Origin of the sequence: Streptomyces sp. NPDC048278, from assembly GCF_040652195.1 — a bacterium.
In the GTDB taxonomy this organism is placed as follows: domain Bacteria; phylum Actinomycetota; class Actinomycetes; order Streptomycetales; family Streptomycetaceae; genus Streptomyces.
This window is the reverse complement of sequence record NZ_JBEZLP010000003.1, coordinates 278,842-293,997: the sequence shown is the minus strand read 5'-3', so window position 1 is coordinate 293,997 and position 15,156 is coordinate 278,842. Positions and strand designations below refer to the sequence as shown.

The window sequence follows — 15,156 nt, the reverse complement described above, 5'->3', positions numbered from 1 at the left end:
GAACTTTGGGGGCGCGCAGACCCAATCCCCTACAAACTGGAACTCCCCCAGCGGACAACCCCTTTCGGCCGGCGCACCGAGGAGAGCCCATGAGCACGCCGCCTCTCGCATCCGGACCCCAGGGCCCCGACGCCCTGCGGCCCCTGCTGGACACCGTGCTCGACGCGCTGCGCGCGGGCGGCCGGGCGCGCGGCGGACCGCTGCCCGCGGGCGGACCCGAGGCGGTGGCCGAGCGGGTCGCGGACGCCGTGGGGGACCTGCTCCCGGACGACGGCGACCCCGACGCCCTGCGCACCCTGGTGACCGCCCTCGCCGAGGGCGCCGCCGACCCCGCCGACCCGCTGTGCGCCGCGCATCTGCACTGCCCGCCGCTGGCCGTCGCCACCGCCGCCGACCTCGCCGCGAGCGCCCTCAACCCGTCCCTGGACTCCTGGGACCAGGCCCCGGCCGCAGCCGCCCTGGAAGCCCTGGTCACCCGCACCCTCGCGCACACCATCGGCCTCTCCGACGCGGTGGTCACCACCGGCGGCACCGAGTCCAACCAACTTGCCCTGCTGCTGGCCCGCGAGGCCCTCGGCGGCGGCCTCCGGCTGGTCTGCGGGGCCAACGCACACCACTCGCTGCCCCGCGCCGCCTGGCTGCTCGGCCTGCCCGACCCCGTCGTGGTCCCCGCCCCGAACGGCACCCTCGACCCGGCCGCCCTGCACGCCGCCCTCACCCAGCTGCCCCGGCCGCTGCTGGTCGCCGCCACGGCCGGCACCACCGACGCCGGACTCATCGACCCGCTCGCCGAGATCGCCGGGCTCTGCGCCGCCCACGGCGCCCGGCTGCACGTCGACGCCGCCTACGGGGGCGGCCTCGCCTTCAGCGACCGGCACCGGGACAAGCTCGCCGGTCTGGAGCGCGCCCACACCGTCACCCTCGACCTGCACAAACTGGGCTGGCAGCCGGTCGCCGCCGGCCTCCTCGCCGTCGCCCGCCCGGCCGAGCTCGGCGTCCTCCACCACCACGCCGACTACCTCAACGCCGACGACGACACCGAGGCCGGCTACCCCGACCTGCTCGGCCGCTCGCTGCGCACCACCCGGCGCCCCGACGTCCTCAAGATCGCGGTCACCCTGAAGACCCTGGGCCGCACCGGACTCGGCACGCTGGTCGACCAGGTGTGCGCCCGCGCCCGGGAGTTCGCCGCCCTGGTCCGCGAGCACCCCGCCTTCGAGCTCTACGACCGGCCGAACATCAGCACCGTGCTGTTCCGCCCCACCGGAGCCACCGACGACGACGTCGCCGACGTACGGCGCAGGCTGCTGCACGACGGCCGGGCGGTACTCGGCCGGGCCCGGCTCGACGGCCGGCTCTGGCTCAAGGCCACCCTCCTCAACCCCCACACCCGGCCGGACGACCTGGCCCTCCTCCTGAAACTCGTAGAAGGAACCACCCCCAGATGACTACCCCCCCACGCCACGAGCCCGAAGCACCCCGAGACCTGGTCGGCGTCGGCATCGGACCGTTCAACCTCTCCCTCGCCGCACTTGCCCAGCCGCTCGCCGAACTCGACGCCGTCTTCTACGAGCAGCGTCCCGCCTTCGACTGGCACGCCGGGCTGCTGATCGACGGCGCCACCATCCAGGTCCCGTTCCTCGCCGACCTGGTGACCCTCGCCGACCCCGCGAACCCCTGGTCGTTCCTCAACTACCTCAAGGCCCGCGACCGGCTCTTCCCCTTCTATTTCGCCGAGCGCTTCCACATCCGGCGCGCCGAGTACGACGCCTACTGCCGCTGGGTCGCCGAGAGCCTGCCCGGACTCTGCTTCTCCCACCAGGTCGACGGCGTCCGCTGGAACTCCGAACGCGACCTGTTCGAGGTCGACTTCACCCGGCTCGACGCCGAGGGCGAGGCCGAGTCGCTCGGCCGTACGTACACGAGGAACGTCGTGCTCGGGGTCGGGACCGTCCCCTACGTGCCGGACCCGCTCAGGCCGCTCGTGGAGTCCCCGGGCGTCCCGGTCATCCACGCGGCCGACTACCTCGACCACCGCGCGGCCTTCCTCGCCGCCGAGCACGTCACCGTCGTGGGCTCGGGGCAGTCCGGCGCCGAGGTCTTCCTCGACCTGCTGCGCAACCGGCCCGCCGGCCGCGAGAAGCTGCACTGGATCGGGCGCGGCGAGGCGTTCGCGCCCATGGAGTACTCCAAGCTCGGCCTGGAGCACTTCACCCCCGACTACACCCGCTACTTCCACGCCCTCGCCGAGCCCGTCCGGGACCGGCTCGTCTCCGCCCAGTGGCAGCTGCACAAGGGCATCGACGCCGACACCATCGCCGCCATCCACGACGAGCTGTACCGCCGTACGCTGCACGGCGGCTGGCCCGAGGCGGTCCTGACCCCGGGCGTCCAGGTCCGCACCGCCGGGCGTGTCGCCACCACCAAGGTCGAGCTCCACCTCGAACACGTCCAGCAGGGCAACCGCTCCCGGCTCACCACCGACGCCGTCGTCCTGGCCACCGGCTACCGCGAACGCCCCCTCGGCCGCCTGCTCGCCGGGCTCGACCCCTACCTGCGCCGGGACAACAGCGAACGCCCGCGCGTGGACGAGCGGTTCCGGCTCGTCCTCGACCCGTCGGTGACCGGAGCGGCCTACGTCCAGAACGCCGAACTCCACAGCCACGGCGTCGGCGCCCCGGACCTCGGCCTGGCCGCCTGGCGCAGCGCCACCATCCTCAACTCCCTGACGGGCAAGGACCCCTACCCGCTGCCCGCGCGCACCGCCTTCACCAGCTTCGGCCTGGAGCGGCCGGAGGAGCGGGTCCCGGCACAGCAGCAGCCGAGGCAGCTCACGCCGCTGGTCGACTGAGCGGCGGGGCGCCGGCCCCCGGACCGGCGCCCCCTCGACTCCGCCAGAGACCCCCTCGAGGCCCCCTCAGGAACTCCGTCAGAACATCGGTGTGCCGTCGCGGGTCAGCTTCCAGTCCACCGACGCGAAGTCCTTCGGGTCGAGGACGCCCTTGGCGGTCACCCACTCCGCGATCCTGGTGCGGATCTCCGTCGACTCCGACCACAGCTCCTTGGCCGAGGCGACATGCGGGAACGCACCGCCGCCGTTGGCGCGGTAGTTGTTCACCGCGAGCACGAACTGCCGGGCGTCGTCGAGGGCGGCACCGTCGTAGGCAAGGTTCTTGATCCGGGACCCGGCCGCCTGTGCGACGTCGATCTCGTACGTCAGGCCCGAAACGTAGTCGTAGTTGTAGTCCGGGCGGTTGCCGGCGTTCGTCAGCTTCTCCACGTCGACGGTGACGTCGGCGGCCGTCCGGACGAAATACTCCGCCGAGTACTCCAGGTACGCCCGGATCTGCGCGCCCGTCATCACCTTGGCGACCAGCGTGTTGTCGTACACGTACAGGCTCGACAGGTCCCGGATGGTCACCTTGCCGGCCGGGATCTCGGAGGTCCGCGAGAACGGCGAGGCCTGTGCGAGCACCGGCAGCGACGCGTACTCGGTGCCCGCGAGGGCCGCCTTGACCACGTCCTCCTGGACCTTGGTGATCAGGTCGATGATCGGGGCGTCCCGGTAGCGGGCGTCGACCGTGGTGAGGGCCTCGGTGGCGGTGCCGACGACCTGGTTGACGTACGCGACGACCTCGGCGTGCTCGTCCTTCAGGAGCCGGGTGATCCTCGGGTCGTCGGCGACCGTGCTGGAGTTCAGCAGCGAGGCCGCGACCGACTCGACCTCCCACGCGCCCTTGTCGAACACCAGCTCGATGTCGAAGAGCGAGAGGCGCTCGGCGTAGCACAGCGGCTCGGAGAGGACGACGGTCCTGCCGGTGGCCTCGTTGACGACCTTCAGCTCCGGGATCTCCACGTGCGCGTGCCCGACCAGGATCGCGTCGATGCCCGGCACCTGCCGGGCCACGTTCGCCGCCGCGTTCTCCACGTACGGCACCTGGTCGCCGTAGGAGGAGGTGCCCGAGGAACCGGAGTGGGCCGAGACCACGACCACGTCGGCGCCCATCGCCTTCAGCTTCGGCACCCACTTCGCGGCCTGCTCCTCAAGCCCCGGGAAGGCCAGCTTGCCCTGGACGTAGGCCTTGTCCCAGATCGCGATGCCCGGGTTGGTCAGGCCGAGGACGGCGACCTTCACCGGCGGGGCGCCCGGGACGTGGAACTTCTTGATGAGGTACGGCGGGAAGGCCGGCCGCAGGGTCTTCGCGTCGACCGCGTTGGCGCCGAGCAGCGGGAAGTCCAGCTGGTCCTCGAACGTGCGCAGGGTCTCGATGCCGTAGTTGAACTCGTGGTTGCCGAGCGCCGCCGCGTCGTACCCGATCGCGTTCATGGCCTGCGCCATCGGGTGCACCGGTCCGCCCTTGGCGGTGATCGGGTCGACCTTGGCGTAGTAGTACGTCAGCGGGGTGCCCTGGATGGTGTCCCCGGCGTCGAGCAGCAGGGTGTTGCGGCGGCCCTTCGCCTTGCGCACCTGCTCGACCAGGGTCGAGATGCGCGCCAGGCCCATCGCGTTGCCGGCCTTGTCGGAGTACTCCGCGTCCTTGAAGTAGTCCCAGTTGAAGACGTGCCCGTGCAGGTCGGTGGTGCCCATGACGGTGAGGGAGTACCGCCTCGGGTGCCGGGCGGGCCTGCCCGACGCCTGCGCCGGGGCCGCCGCCGCGCCGGCGACCGCCACCCCCGCTCCGGTCGCGGCCGAATTCTCCAGGAACTTCCGGCGGTTCAAGGGCATGTCTGCATCTCCTCGGGATTTGGTCAACGACGCGCGTAGATTCTGTCCTGTGCACGACCGCCGACAACAGGCCCGGGAGGTTTCGATCTGGTGACCTGAGCATGCCGCATTCAACAAGTGCGAGATGCTCATAGGAGCGGGGTGCCGCACAATTCAACACTTGTCAATAGGCCTTCACGCAAAGGTTGTTGGGTCGTCATGTGCGACCAATTCTCTACCCGCCGGTAAGGCCTAGGCTCGAAGACATGCGCCGAGCAAAGATCGTTTGTACTCTGGGGCCCGCCACCGACTCGTACGACCAGATCAAGGCCCTGGTCGAGGCCGGCATGGACGTCGCCCGATTCAACCTCAGCCACGGCAGCTACGCCGAGCACGAGGAGCGCTACCAGCGCGTCCGCAAGGCCTCCGACGAGACCGGTCGCAGCGTCGGGATGCTCGCCGACCTTCAAGGCCCGAAGATCCGGCTCGGCCGCTTCACCGAAGGCCCCGTACTCCTCGAACGCGGTGACACCTTCGTCATCACGGTGGAGGAGGGCGCCGAGGGCGACCGGCACCAGTGCGGGACGACGTACACGGGCCTGGCGGGCGACGTCACCCCCGGTGAGCGCGTCCTCGTGGACGACGGCAAGGTCTGCCTGGAGGTCACCCACGTCGACGGCCCCCGGGTGCACACCACGGTCGTCGAGGGCGGCATGGTCTCCGACCACAAGGGCCTCAACCTCCCCGGCGTCGCCGTCTCCGTGCCCGCGCTCTCCGAGAAGGACGAGGCCGACCTGCGCTGGGCGCTGCGCACCGGCTTCGACGTCATCGCCCTCTCCTTCGTGCGCAGCGGCCGGGACATCGAGGACGTCCACCGCATCATGGACGAGGAGGGCCACCGCCTCCCGGTGATCGCCAAGGTCGAGAAGCCGCAGGCCGTCGAGAACATCGACTCCATCGTGGCCGCCTTCGACGGCATCATGGTCGCCCGCGGCGACCTCGGCGTGGAGATGCCGCTGGAGCAGGTGCCGATCGTCCAGAAGCGCGCCGTCAAGCTGGCCAAGCGCAACGCCAAGCCGGTCATCGTCGCCACCCAGATGCTCGACTCGATGATCGAGAACTCGCGCCCCACCCGCGCCGAGGCCTCCGACGTCGCCAACGCGGTCATCGACGGCACGGACGCGGTGATGCTCTCCGGCGAGACCAGCGTCGGCAAGTACCCGATCGAGACCGTGCGCACCATGGCGAAGATCGTCGAGGCGGCCGAGGAGGACATCCTTGCCAAGGGCCTGCCGGAGCTGACCGAGAGCAACAAGCCCCGCACCCAGGGCGGTGCGGTCGCCCGGGCCGCCGCCGAGATGGGCGACTTCCTGGGCGCGAAGTTCCTGGTCGCGTTCACCCAGTCGGGAGACACCGTCCGCCGGCTCTCCCGCTACCGCTCGCCGATCCCGCTGCTCGCCTTCACCCCGGAACCGGCCACCCGCTCCCAGCTCAACCTCACCTGGGGCGTCGAGACCTTCCTCGGTCCGCACGTCGACTCGACGGACAAGATGGTCGACCAGGTCGACGAGCTGCTGCTGAAGTACGGACGCTGCCGGAAGGGCGACGTCGTCGTCATCACGGCGGGCTCCCCGCCCGGCGTCTCCGGCTCCACCAACATGGTCCGGGTCCACCACATCGGTGAGGACGACAGCCCCAAGTGACGCGCGAAGGGCCCCTCCGGCCGGCGGAGGGGCCCTTCGACCACGCGATCGGCCACGGAATTACGCGACCTTGGAATCCAAGGAAAAGTGCCCCGGGTCGGACTCGAACCGACACTGTACGGGTTTTGAATCCGTTGCCTGCTGCCAATTGGGCTACCGGGGCTCGAAGAATCAAAGGTGAACCCCGACCCTCCGCGCGTCCACCATACCGTAGCTAGGTAGGCTCTTGTCAGCAGTACCCCTGCCCTGAACGAGGAGCCCCCGTGACCGCCGCCGAGTCGCCCCAGCCAGTCGACGCACCCGACGACAAGTCGCATGTGCCTCCGCTGACGACCCGTGTCGTCATCGCCGAGGACGAGGCCCTGATCCGGCTCGACCTCAAGGAGATGCTGGAGGAGGAGGGCTACACGGTCGTCGGTGAGGCCGGGGACGGCGAGAAGGCCGTCGAGCTGGCCCGCGAGCACCGCCCCGACCTGGTCATCCTCGACGTCAAGATGCCCAAGCTGGACGGCATCTCGGCGGCCGAGAAGATCGCCGAGGAGTCCATCGCCCCGGTCCTGATGCTCACCGCCTTCTCGCAGCGCGACCTGGTCGAGCGGGCCCGCGACGCCGGCGCGATGGCGTACCTGGTCAAGCCGTTCAGCAAGAGCGACGTGGTCCCGGCGATCGAGATGGCCGTCTCCCGGTTCAGCGAGCTGAAGCAGCTGGAGGCCGAGGTCGCCGACCTCTCCCAGCGCCTGGAGACCCGCAAGCTCGTCGACCGCGCGAAGTCCGTCCTCCAGACCGAGTACGGCCTGACCGAGCCGGCCGCGTTCCGCTGGATCCAGAAGACGTCGATGGACCGCCGCATGTCGATGCAGCAGGTCGCCGAGGCCGTCATCGCGGACAGCGACGAGAAGAAGTCCGGCAAGGGCTGACGCGATGCGTGCGTAGGCCCGCGCCCCGGAGAAACAGGCGCGGGCCTACGTTTTTAGGGGCGCGGGGAACTGCGCGACCAGCCCCCACCGTCCCGCGGACGACCGACTGCCTACCTAGTCCTCGCCCAAGTAGGCCTTGCGAACCGACTCGTCGTGCAGCAGGTCCTGTCCGCTGCCCGACAGCACGATGTTGCCGACCTCCATCACATGCCCCTGGTCGGCCAGCGACAGCGCCGCCTGCGCGTTCTGCTCGACCAGCAGAATCGTCGTCCCCTGCGACTTCAGCTCCACGATCGTCGCCATGATCTTCTGCATCATGATCGGCGACAGCCCCATCGACGGCTCGTCCAGCATCAGCAGCTTCGGCTGGGACATCAGCGCCCGCCCCATCGCCAGCATCTGCTGCTCACCGCCCGACAGGGTGCCCGCGGCCTGCTTGCGCCGCTCGCCCAGGATCGGGAAGAGGTCGTAGGCCCGCTGGATGTCCTTCTCGATGCCCGGCTTGTCGTTGCGCAGGAACGCCCCGAGGCGCAGGTTGTCCTCGATGGTCATGCGCGGGAAGATGTGCCGCCCCTCGGGGGAGTGGGCGAGGCCCAGCGACACCACCTGGTGGGCCGGAATCTTCTTCAGCGACCTGCCGTTGAACCGGATCTGCCCGCCGACCGGCTTGAGCAGCCCGGACAGCGTGCGCAGGGTCGTCGTCTTGCCGGCGCCGTTGGTGCCGATCAGGGTGACGACCTCGCCGGCCTCGACCTTGAAGGAGATGCCCTTGACGGCCTCGATCTTGCCGTAGGCGACCCGCAGGTCCTCTACTTCGAGCAGTGCGGTCATCGGTCGGTCTCCTTGCCGGGCACGGCGTCGGTCGGGTTCTCGGCGTCGGCTGCCGCTTCCGCCGCCTCGACCTCGGCGACCTCCTCGTCGCCGGGTGCGTTCTCGAACGGCTCGCCCAGGTATGCGGCGACGACCCGCTCGTCGCCCTGCACGGTCGCGCTGTCGCCCTCGACGAGTTTCTCGCCCTGTACCAGGACGGCGACACGGTCGCAGAGGTTGAAGATGAAGCGCATGTCGTGCTCGATGACGAGCACGGCGATGCCCTTGTCGCGGATCGCGAAGACCAGTTCCTCGGTGGTGCGGGTCTCCTGCGGGTTCATGCCGGCCGTCGGCTCGTCGAGCAGCAGCAGACCCGGCTCGCTGGCCAGCGCCCGCGCGATCTCCAGCTTGCGCTGCTCGCCGTAGGGGAGGTTGCGGGCCAGGTGCTCGGCCTTCTTCTCCAGGCCGACGAACTCCAGGAGCTCCATGGCGCGTTCCCGGGAGGCCTTCTCCGCGCGGTGGAAGCCGGGGCCGCGCAGGAGGGCGGACCAGAGGCCCTCCTTGGTGCGGGTGTGACGGCCGACCAGCACGTTCTCCAGGACCGTCATGTTGGCGAACAGCCGGATGTTCTGGAAGGTACGCGCGATACCGGCCGCCGTCACCTTGAACGACTTCGGCGGCAGGACCTCGCCCTTGTAGCGGACCTCGCCCTCGGTGGGGATGTAGAGGCCAGTGAGGCAGTTGAAGAAGGTGGTCTTGCCGGCGCCGTTCGGGCCGATCAGGCCGACGATCTCGCCGCTCCTGACGGTGAAGTCAACGTTGCGTACGGCGGTGAGACCGCCGAAGCGCATGGTCACACCGCGTGCGTCGAGCACGACCTCGCCGGGGGCGGCGTCCTGGACGGTTGTTTCCGTGGTCATCGTGGTCAGGCCCCTGCCTTGGTGAGGACGGCGGGCGCTTCGGCCTCTTCGTGGAACTCGAGCTGGCGGCGCCGGTTGGGGATCAGGCCCTCAGGACGGAAGCGCATCAGCAGGATGAGCGTGACGCCGAAGGCGAAGAGCTGGTAGTCGCCGAGGAACTGGAGCTTGGCCGGGATCAGGTACAGCAGGGACGCGCCGACCAGCGGGCCGGAGATGGTGCCCATGCCGCCGAGGACCACCGCGGCCAGCAGGAACGCCGAGTTGGGCGGCACCACGTAGGCGAACTGGTACTGCTCCGGGGTCACCGTGTAGGTGACGTGCGCCTGCACCGAGCCGGACAGTCCCGCGAGGCAGGCGCCCAGGGCGAAGGCGATGAGCTTGACCCGGAAGCCGTTGATGCCCATGGCGAGCGCGGCGGTCTCGTCCTCGCGGATGGCGACCCAGGCGCGGCCGATACGGGAGTCGCTGCTGCGCCGGAAGACGATGACCACGATGAACGTGATGATCAGCATCAACAGCAGGTAGTTGGCGAACCGCCCGATGGTGGAACCGAGGATCTGGTGCTCGGCACCGAAGTCGAAACCGAGGATGTCCAGGTTCGGGATCGAGGAGATGCCGTTGGAGCCGTTGGTGACGTCCGGGCCCGAGGTGCCGTCCAGGTTGAGGACGGTGATCCGGAAGATTTCTCCGAAGCCGAGGGTGACGATGGCCAGGTAGTCGCCGCGCAGTCGCAGGGTCGGGGCGCCGATGACGACACCGAAGATCATGGCGACCACCGCGCCGAGCAGCGCCGACGCCCAGAACGGCCACTGCACGTGCAGCGGTGAGGACGGCGAGCCGGAGACCAGGGCCGCGGTGTAGGCGCCGACACCGAGGAAGGCGACGTATCCGAGGTCGAGGAGGCCGGCGAGGCCGACGACGATGTTCAGGCCGAGCGCGACGGTCGCGAAGATCAGGATGTAGACGCCGATCGTCGCGTACTGGTCGTTGGACTGGGTGAACGGGAACGCCGCGGCGGCGAGAAAGGCGCCGGTCATGGTGATGTTGCGGTGCTTCCCGGTGATCGCCGAGACCCGGGCCACGATCCCGGCCTTGGAGAGGGAGGCGAAACCGAAGCCGGCGGTGATCAGGAAGCCGATGAACAACTGGTCGTACGACGTGCCGATGCCGTAGCTGAAGACGATCAGGCCCACGGCCATGGCCGCGACGATGACGAGGATCTCGGCCCAGGACGGCAACGGGGCCGCGGGGGCCGGGGTCCTGGCGGCGAAGGCCGCGCGGAAGGTGTTCCAGTTCTGCCGGGAGTTGTGCTTGAACAGCTCCCAGCCGGTGTCGTCCGGGTCGACCGGGTCCGGCTCCGGCCGCGCGAACGGCAGGGCGAGCGCGCCGACCACGGAGGCCAGGGTCGCGATCGCGACGACGTAGCCGCCCGGGTCCAGGTTCACCAGGCCGCCGAGTTTCACGCTGATGGCGATCACGGTGTACCAGGCGGTGCCGAAGGTGCCGAGCGCGGCCATCTTCAGCGCGCTGTCGGCGCTGCCCGGGGTCAGCGCGCCCAGGCCCTTCACGCCGTAGGAGGCGAGGCCGAACAACGTGGTGAGGATGCCGCCGATCAGCACCAGGACCTGAAGGCCGCCCGGGTAGCCGTAGACGGTGAGGTCACCGGGGAAGTCGGAGGTCCAGGTCCACGACATGAACGTGGAGACGATGGCGAGGACGCCGCCGCCGGTGGCGAGGGCCCGGCCGATCGGGGCCGGCAGTCCGATCAGACCGGACGCGGCGGGCGCCGGGGCGCTCGCGGTCTCGGGGGTCTCGGGGGTCTCGGATGCGGTGGTCTCAGTGGTCATCGGTGTCACGCCCTGTCCGCGACGCGTTCGCCGAGCAGGCCCTGGGGCCTGAACAGCAGTACGAGGATGAGGAGTACGAACGCCCAGACGTCGGCCCAGGACTGGCTGCCGAACTGGCTCATCCCGGGGATGTCCGAGATGTAGGCGGTCGACAGGGCCTCGGCGACACCGAGGACGAGGCCGCCGAGCATGGCACCGTAGATGTTGCCGATGCCGCCGAGGACGGCCGCGGTGAAGGCCTTCAGCCCGAGCAGGAAGCCCATCTTGAAGTCGATCTGGCCGTACTTGAGGCCGTAGGCGACACCGCCGACGGCGGCGAAGGAGGCACCGAGGGCGAACGCGATCACGATGATGCGGTCGGTGTTGACGCCCATCAGCTTCGCGGTGTCCGGATCCTGGGCGGTGGCCTGCATGCCGCGGCCGGTGCGGGTGCGCATCACGAAGTAGGCGAGGAAGGCCATGCTGAGCGGGGCCACGACCACCAGGAAGATGTCACCGGTCTGGATCGTGACGTTGCCGATGTTGAAGGGGCCGCCCGGGATGGTGGGGAAGGTACGGGCGGACTTGGCCTCGGGGTACCAGGCCCACACCGCCTGCTGCAGGGCCAGCGAGAGGCCGATGGCGGTGATGAGGGGGGCGAGACGCGGGGCGGTGCGCAGCGGCCGGTAGGCGAACCGTTCCGCTCCGACGGCTACCAGGACGGCGACGATGATGGCGCCCACCAGCATCAGGGGGAGAGCTATCCACATCGAGGTGCCGCTCGGCAGTACGTACGCGTAGACCGTGAGCGCGCCGAAGGCGCCGGTCATGAAGATCTCGCCGTGGGCGAAGTTGATGAGCTGGACGATGCCATAGACCATCGTGTAGCCGATGGCGACCAGCCCGTACATGGATCCCAGTAGCAGGCCGTTGACCAGCTGCTGCGGCAGTTCGTTCACCGCATGTCCTCCGAGACGTTCGGAAAGTTCGACGAATGAGGCCGGATGCGAGTCCGCGCGGGGCGCCAGTGGAACAGCGCCCCGCGCGGCTCGGTGATGCGTGCGGGTTGGGTCAGCTGCTCGGCGTGAACGTGCCCGAGGTAGCCGCCTTCCAAGCCTCGCCGTCGACCTTGTAGACGGTGAGCTGCTTGTTGGTCGCGTCACCGTACTCGTCGAAGGAGACCTTGCCGGTCACACCGTCGAAGGAGACGTTCTGCACCGCGGCGGTGATCTTCGCGCGGGCGTCGGACGGCAGCTTGCCGCCGTTGTCGTCGACGACCTTCTTCACGGCCTCGATGATCGCCCAGGCCGAGTCGTAGGAGTAACCGCCGTAGGCGCCGTACGCCTCGCTGTAGCCGCCGGCCTTGTAGTTGGCGACGAACTCCTTGGCGGAGTCGAGGGTCTCGACCGGGGCGCCGACCGAGGTAGCCATGTCGCCGGTGGCCGCGGTGCCCGCCAGCTTGATGTAGTCGTCGGCGTAGATGCCGTCACCGCCGACCAGCGGGACCTTGGCGCCGGCGGCCTTGAGCTGCTTGCTCAGCGGACCGGCCTGCGGGTACTCGCCGCCGTAGTAGACCACGGTGGCGCCCGAGTTCTTCACCTTGGTGACAACCGCGGAGTAGTCCTTGGAGTCGGGGTTGATGTGCTCGGTGCCGACCACCTTGCCGCCGAGCTTCTTGAACTCCCCGGTGAAGGTGGCGGCGAGGCCCGCGCCGTAGGTCTTCTTGTCGTCGATGATGAAGGCCTTGGTCAGCTTCGCCGTGTTGTACACATACTGCGCGGCGAACGGGCCCTGGATGGCATCCGTCGTCGCGGTACGGAAGTACGACTTGTACGGACGGGCCTTCGTCGTCTGCCAGTTGTCGCCCTGGGTCAGCGCCGGGTTGGTGTTGGCCGGGGAGACCTCGACCAGCTTCGCGTCGTCGAAGACCTTCTGCATCGACTGGGCGACGGAGGAGTTCAGCGGGCCGACCACGCCGTAGACGCTGTTGTCGCCGACGAACGCGGAGGCGTTCGCCTGGCCGGAGGAGGGCTGCGCCTGGTCGTCCTTGGCCTCGATCTTGAAGGTGACGCCGTCGACGTACTTCTTCTTGTTGGCCTGCTTGACCGCGAGGTCCACCGAGTTCTTGATGCCCAGGCCGAGCGCGGACAGGTCGCCGGTCAGCGGGGCGTCGACGCCGATCGTGACGGTGGTGCCACCGCTGCCGGAGTCGGAACCCTTGTCGCCGCTGTCGCGCGAACCGCAGGCCGTGAGGGTGAGCGCTCCCGCTGCAAGCGCGGCGGTGATGGCGATGAGCGAACGTTGACGCACGATCAGTCCTTTCCCCTGGACAACCGCATCCCCGTGGAAACGGTCGAGTCCCGCGCGTCTGGTTGAGGTAAGAATCCGGTGACGCCGTGACTGGCCGTGACTCTAGGCGGGCGCGGGGAATGTGGAGGAGGGTCTGACCCATGCTGTGACGCTCTTGTTATGACACGAGGTAATGCAGAGCGGTACACGGTGCGGAGAAGAGTGGAATTCAGGCCGATTCGCCCCGTCCGCATGGTGAGAACCCGCAGGACCCGCCGCCGTTGTATCAGGCGTCTCAGGAGTTTTGGTGGTTACCGAGAACGGTTGCTAACTGTTGCTACAGGCGACTTTCAAGGCGTGCGAGAGGTGCTGTGCGTAGCGGGATCCCAGGATGAAACTCTGTACTTGTATTGCGCGGGTATTACCCAGAGTTACGTCCAGGAAAGGCAGTCCGGCATCCTTCGGAACCGTCGCGCATTCGGTCACATGCATCGTGATCGTGATCTCGCGGGGTGAGCCCGCTTTTGTCCGAAAGGGGACGGGTGGTGACTCGGTCAGGGTGAGGCCGGCGTAGGGCTGGGTCACCCTGGGTACGGTGACCGGCGGCCCGTCCGTCACGGTCATGCGCACCGCGAAGCTGAAGCTGCGCGGCGGGGCGCCCGCGGGAGTGGCCCGGCCGTCCAGGAAGGCGAACGCCACCGCCTGTGCGGGGTAAGGGACTTCGGGCGGCGCCGGCGTCGGCGGGTGCGGGCGGGTCGCGATCAGATAGCCGCCGCCGGCGAGAAGAGCGGCGGCCGTGGCGAGGGCGAGGGCGCGGCGGCGGGCGGGGTGCGGGGGAGGAGGGACGGTCGCCTCGGGGGCGTCCGGTCCGTCCGGTGTGTCCCGGGCCCGGGTGCCCTCTCCCGGTTCGACGGGGCCGATGCCGCTGGTTCCGCTCGTGCCGCCCATGCTCATTGCCAGGGGCCTCCCGTCGGCGTCCCGTTGCGGTAGCGCCCGGCGCACGCGGCACGCGACCGACGGTCGATCAACCGGTCGGCGGCAGCGGCCCCTTGGGCGCGTTCCACGGCCCGTGCGGCGTCCACGACGGTCCGGAGGATCTCGTACTGCCCGTTGGACAGTCCCATCGACTGGTAGTCACCGTAGGTGTCGCTGTCGAGCACCTCGCGCGACCAATGGGCGACGATCGAGGCGCACAACTCGGCGGCGGAGGTCGTGGAGGGGGATGCGGAGGGATGCGTGGCGGAAGGGGCGGAGAAGACGGCGGAGGACGTGGGGCTCGCCGCATTGCGATCGGTGGCACCGGGACCGCCGCAGCCGCTCAGCAGAGCGAGCCCGAGCACCAGTGCGGCCGGCCCGGGCAGGCCGCTTCCTCGCCGTCCCATGCCCCGAAATTACGGGGGCGGACGGCGGGGAGCAATGGCTTCGGGGCCCGGCGGCCCCCGGCCCGGGGCCGGGTCAGCTCCTGACTTCGGAGGGGAGCCTGGTGCCGTCGAGGTCCCGCAGCAGGCAGGTCAGCCGCGCGCTGCACACCCGCCGGCCCTCCTCGTCGCTGATCACGATCTCGTAGGTCGCCGTGGAACGCCCCCGGTGTACCGGCGTGGCCACGCCGGTGACCAGGCCGGAGCGGGCGCCGCGGTGGTGCGTGCAGTTGAGGTCCACGCCGACCGCGATCTTCGAACTGCCGCCGTGCAGCATCGAACCGACCGAGCCCAGGGTCTCCGCCAGCACCGCGCTGGCACCGCCGTGCAGCAGCCCGTACGGCTGGGTGTTGCCCTCCACCGGCATGGTGCCGACGACCCGCTCCGCCGAGGCCTCCACGATCTGCACGCCCATGCGGTTGCCGAGGTGGCCCGCCGAGAACAGGGCCTGCAGGTCGACGCCGAGCGCGGCGTACTCGTCGATGACCTCCTGCGGGAACTTCACGTGCTGCTGCTCGCCCATGGGCCGGCTCCGTCCGTCGTGCGGGTGTCTCTCGGCTGAGCAAAC

General features: G+C 69.6%; 13 protein-coding genes and 1 tRNA gene. 4 read left to right on the top strand and 10 right to left on the bottom strand.

Annotation, left to right across the window (positions count from 1 at the left end; all coding sequences use genetic code 11):
• Window positions 1–89: 89 nt before the first annotated feature.
• Window positions 90–1,448, top strand: coding sequence for an aminotransferase class V-fold PLP-dependent enzyme (locus tag AB0D74_RS07510; protein WP_362581516.1), 1,359 nt, complete (start codon window positions 90–92; stop codon window positions 1,446–1,448).
• Entirely contained in the window at window positions 1,445–2,851 is a 1,407-nt protein-coding gene (locus AB0D74_RS07505) for a SidA/IucD/PvdA family monooxygenase (protein WP_362581514.1), read from the top strand. Before AB0D74_RS07510 ends, AB0D74_RS07505 begins: the two co-directional genes overlap by 4 nt.
• A 78-nt stretch (window positions 2,852–2,929) precedes the next feature.
• Here the strand turns inward: AB0D74_RS07505 and AB0D74_RS07500 are convergent, their stop codons facing one another.
• On the bottom strand, window positions 2,930–4,726 hold the full coding sequence (locus AB0D74_RS07500) for a 5'-nucleotidase C-terminal domain-containing protein (protein WP_362581512.1): 1,797 nt from the start codon (window positions 4,724–4,726) through the stop codon (window positions 2,930–2,932).
• Between the two features lie 245 nt (window positions 4,727–4,971).
• Between AB0D74_RS07500 and pyk the strand changes: the two genes are divergently transcribed.
• Complete coding sequence (gene pyk, locus AB0D74_RS07495) at window positions 4,972–6,408, top strand: pyruvate kinase (protein WP_362581511.1); 1,437 nt, start codon at window positions 4,972–4,974, stop codon at window positions 6,406–6,408.
• Between the two features lie 88 nt (window positions 6,409–6,496).
• Here the strand turns inward: pyk and AB0D74_RS07490 are convergent.
• Window positions 6,497–6,571, bottom strand: a tRNA-Leu gene (locus AB0D74_RS07490).
• A gap of 100 nt (window positions 6,572–6,671) precedes the next feature.
• Here AB0D74_RS07490 and AB0D74_RS07485 point away from each other — a divergent pair.
• Window positions 6,672–7,325, top strand: coding sequence for a response regulator (locus AB0D74_RS07485; RefSeq protein WP_362581509.1), 654 nt, complete (start codon window positions 6,672–6,674; stop codon window positions 7,323–7,325).
• A 114-nt stretch (window positions 7,326–7,439) separates the two neighbouring features.
• On the opposite strand, the gene AB0D74_RS07480 is transcribed toward AB0D74_RS07485, so the two are convergent.
• From AB0D74_RS07480 to AB0D74_RS07445, 8 genes are all read right to left on the bottom strand, one after another.
• Complete coding sequence (locus AB0D74_RS07480; RefSeq protein ID WP_362581507.1) at window positions 7,440–8,156, bottom strand: ABC transporter ATP-binding protein; 717 nt, start codon at window positions 8,154–8,156, stop codon at window positions 7,440–7,442.
• The gene (locus tag AB0D74_RS07475) at window positions 8,153–9,055 is read right to left on the bottom strand and encodes an ABC transporter ATP-binding protein (RefSeq protein WP_362581505.1); all 903 of its coding nucleotides are present in this window, start codon (window positions 9,053–9,055) and stop codon (window positions 8,153–8,155) included. Before AB0D74_RS07475 ends, AB0D74_RS07480 begins: the two co-directional genes overlap by 4 nt.
• 5 nt (window positions 9,056–9,060) lie before the next feature.
• Window positions 9,061–10,902: a branched-chain amino acid ABC transporter permease gene (locus AB0D74_RS07470; protein WP_362581503.1), complete on the bottom strand. Its 1,842-nt coding sequence runs from the start codon at window positions 10,900–10,902 to the stop codon at window positions 9,061–9,063.
• A 5-nt stretch (window positions 10,903–10,907) separates the two neighbouring features.
• Complete coding sequence (locus tag AB0D74_RS07465) at window positions 10,908–11,840, bottom strand: branched-chain amino acid ABC transporter permease (RefSeq protein ID WP_362581501.1); 933 nt, start codon at window positions 11,838–11,840, stop codon at window positions 10,908–10,910.
• Window positions 11,841–11,952: 112 nt separating this feature from the next.
• Entirely contained in the window at window positions 11,953–13,191 is a 1,239-nt protein-coding gene (locus AB0D74_RS07460) for a branched-chain amino acid ABC transporter substrate-binding protein (RefSeq protein ID WP_362581499.1), read from the bottom strand.
• Window positions 13,192–13,497: 306 nt separating this feature from the next.
• Window positions 13,498–14,124 (bottom strand): Tat pathway signal sequence domain protein, encoded by a 627-nt coding sequence (locus AB0D74_RS07455; protein ID WP_362581497.1) that lies wholly within the window; start codon window positions 14,122–14,124, stop codon window positions 13,498–13,500.
• Window positions 14,121–14,552, bottom strand: a complete 432-nt coding sequence (locus tag AB0D74_RS07450) for a hypothetical protein (protein ID WP_362581495.1) — start codon at window positions 14,550–14,552, stop codon at window positions 14,121–14,123. The genes AB0D74_RS07455 and AB0D74_RS07450 overlap by 4 nt, the downstream gene beginning before the upstream one ends.
• Window positions 14,553–14,625: 73 nt before the next feature.
• Window positions 14,626–15,111: a hotdog fold thioesterase gene (locus AB0D74_RS07445; RefSeq protein WP_362581493.1), complete on the bottom strand. Its 486-nt coding sequence runs from the start codon at window positions 15,109–15,111 to the stop codon at window positions 14,626–14,628.
• Between the last annotated feature and the right edge of the window lie 45 nt (window positions 15,112–15,156).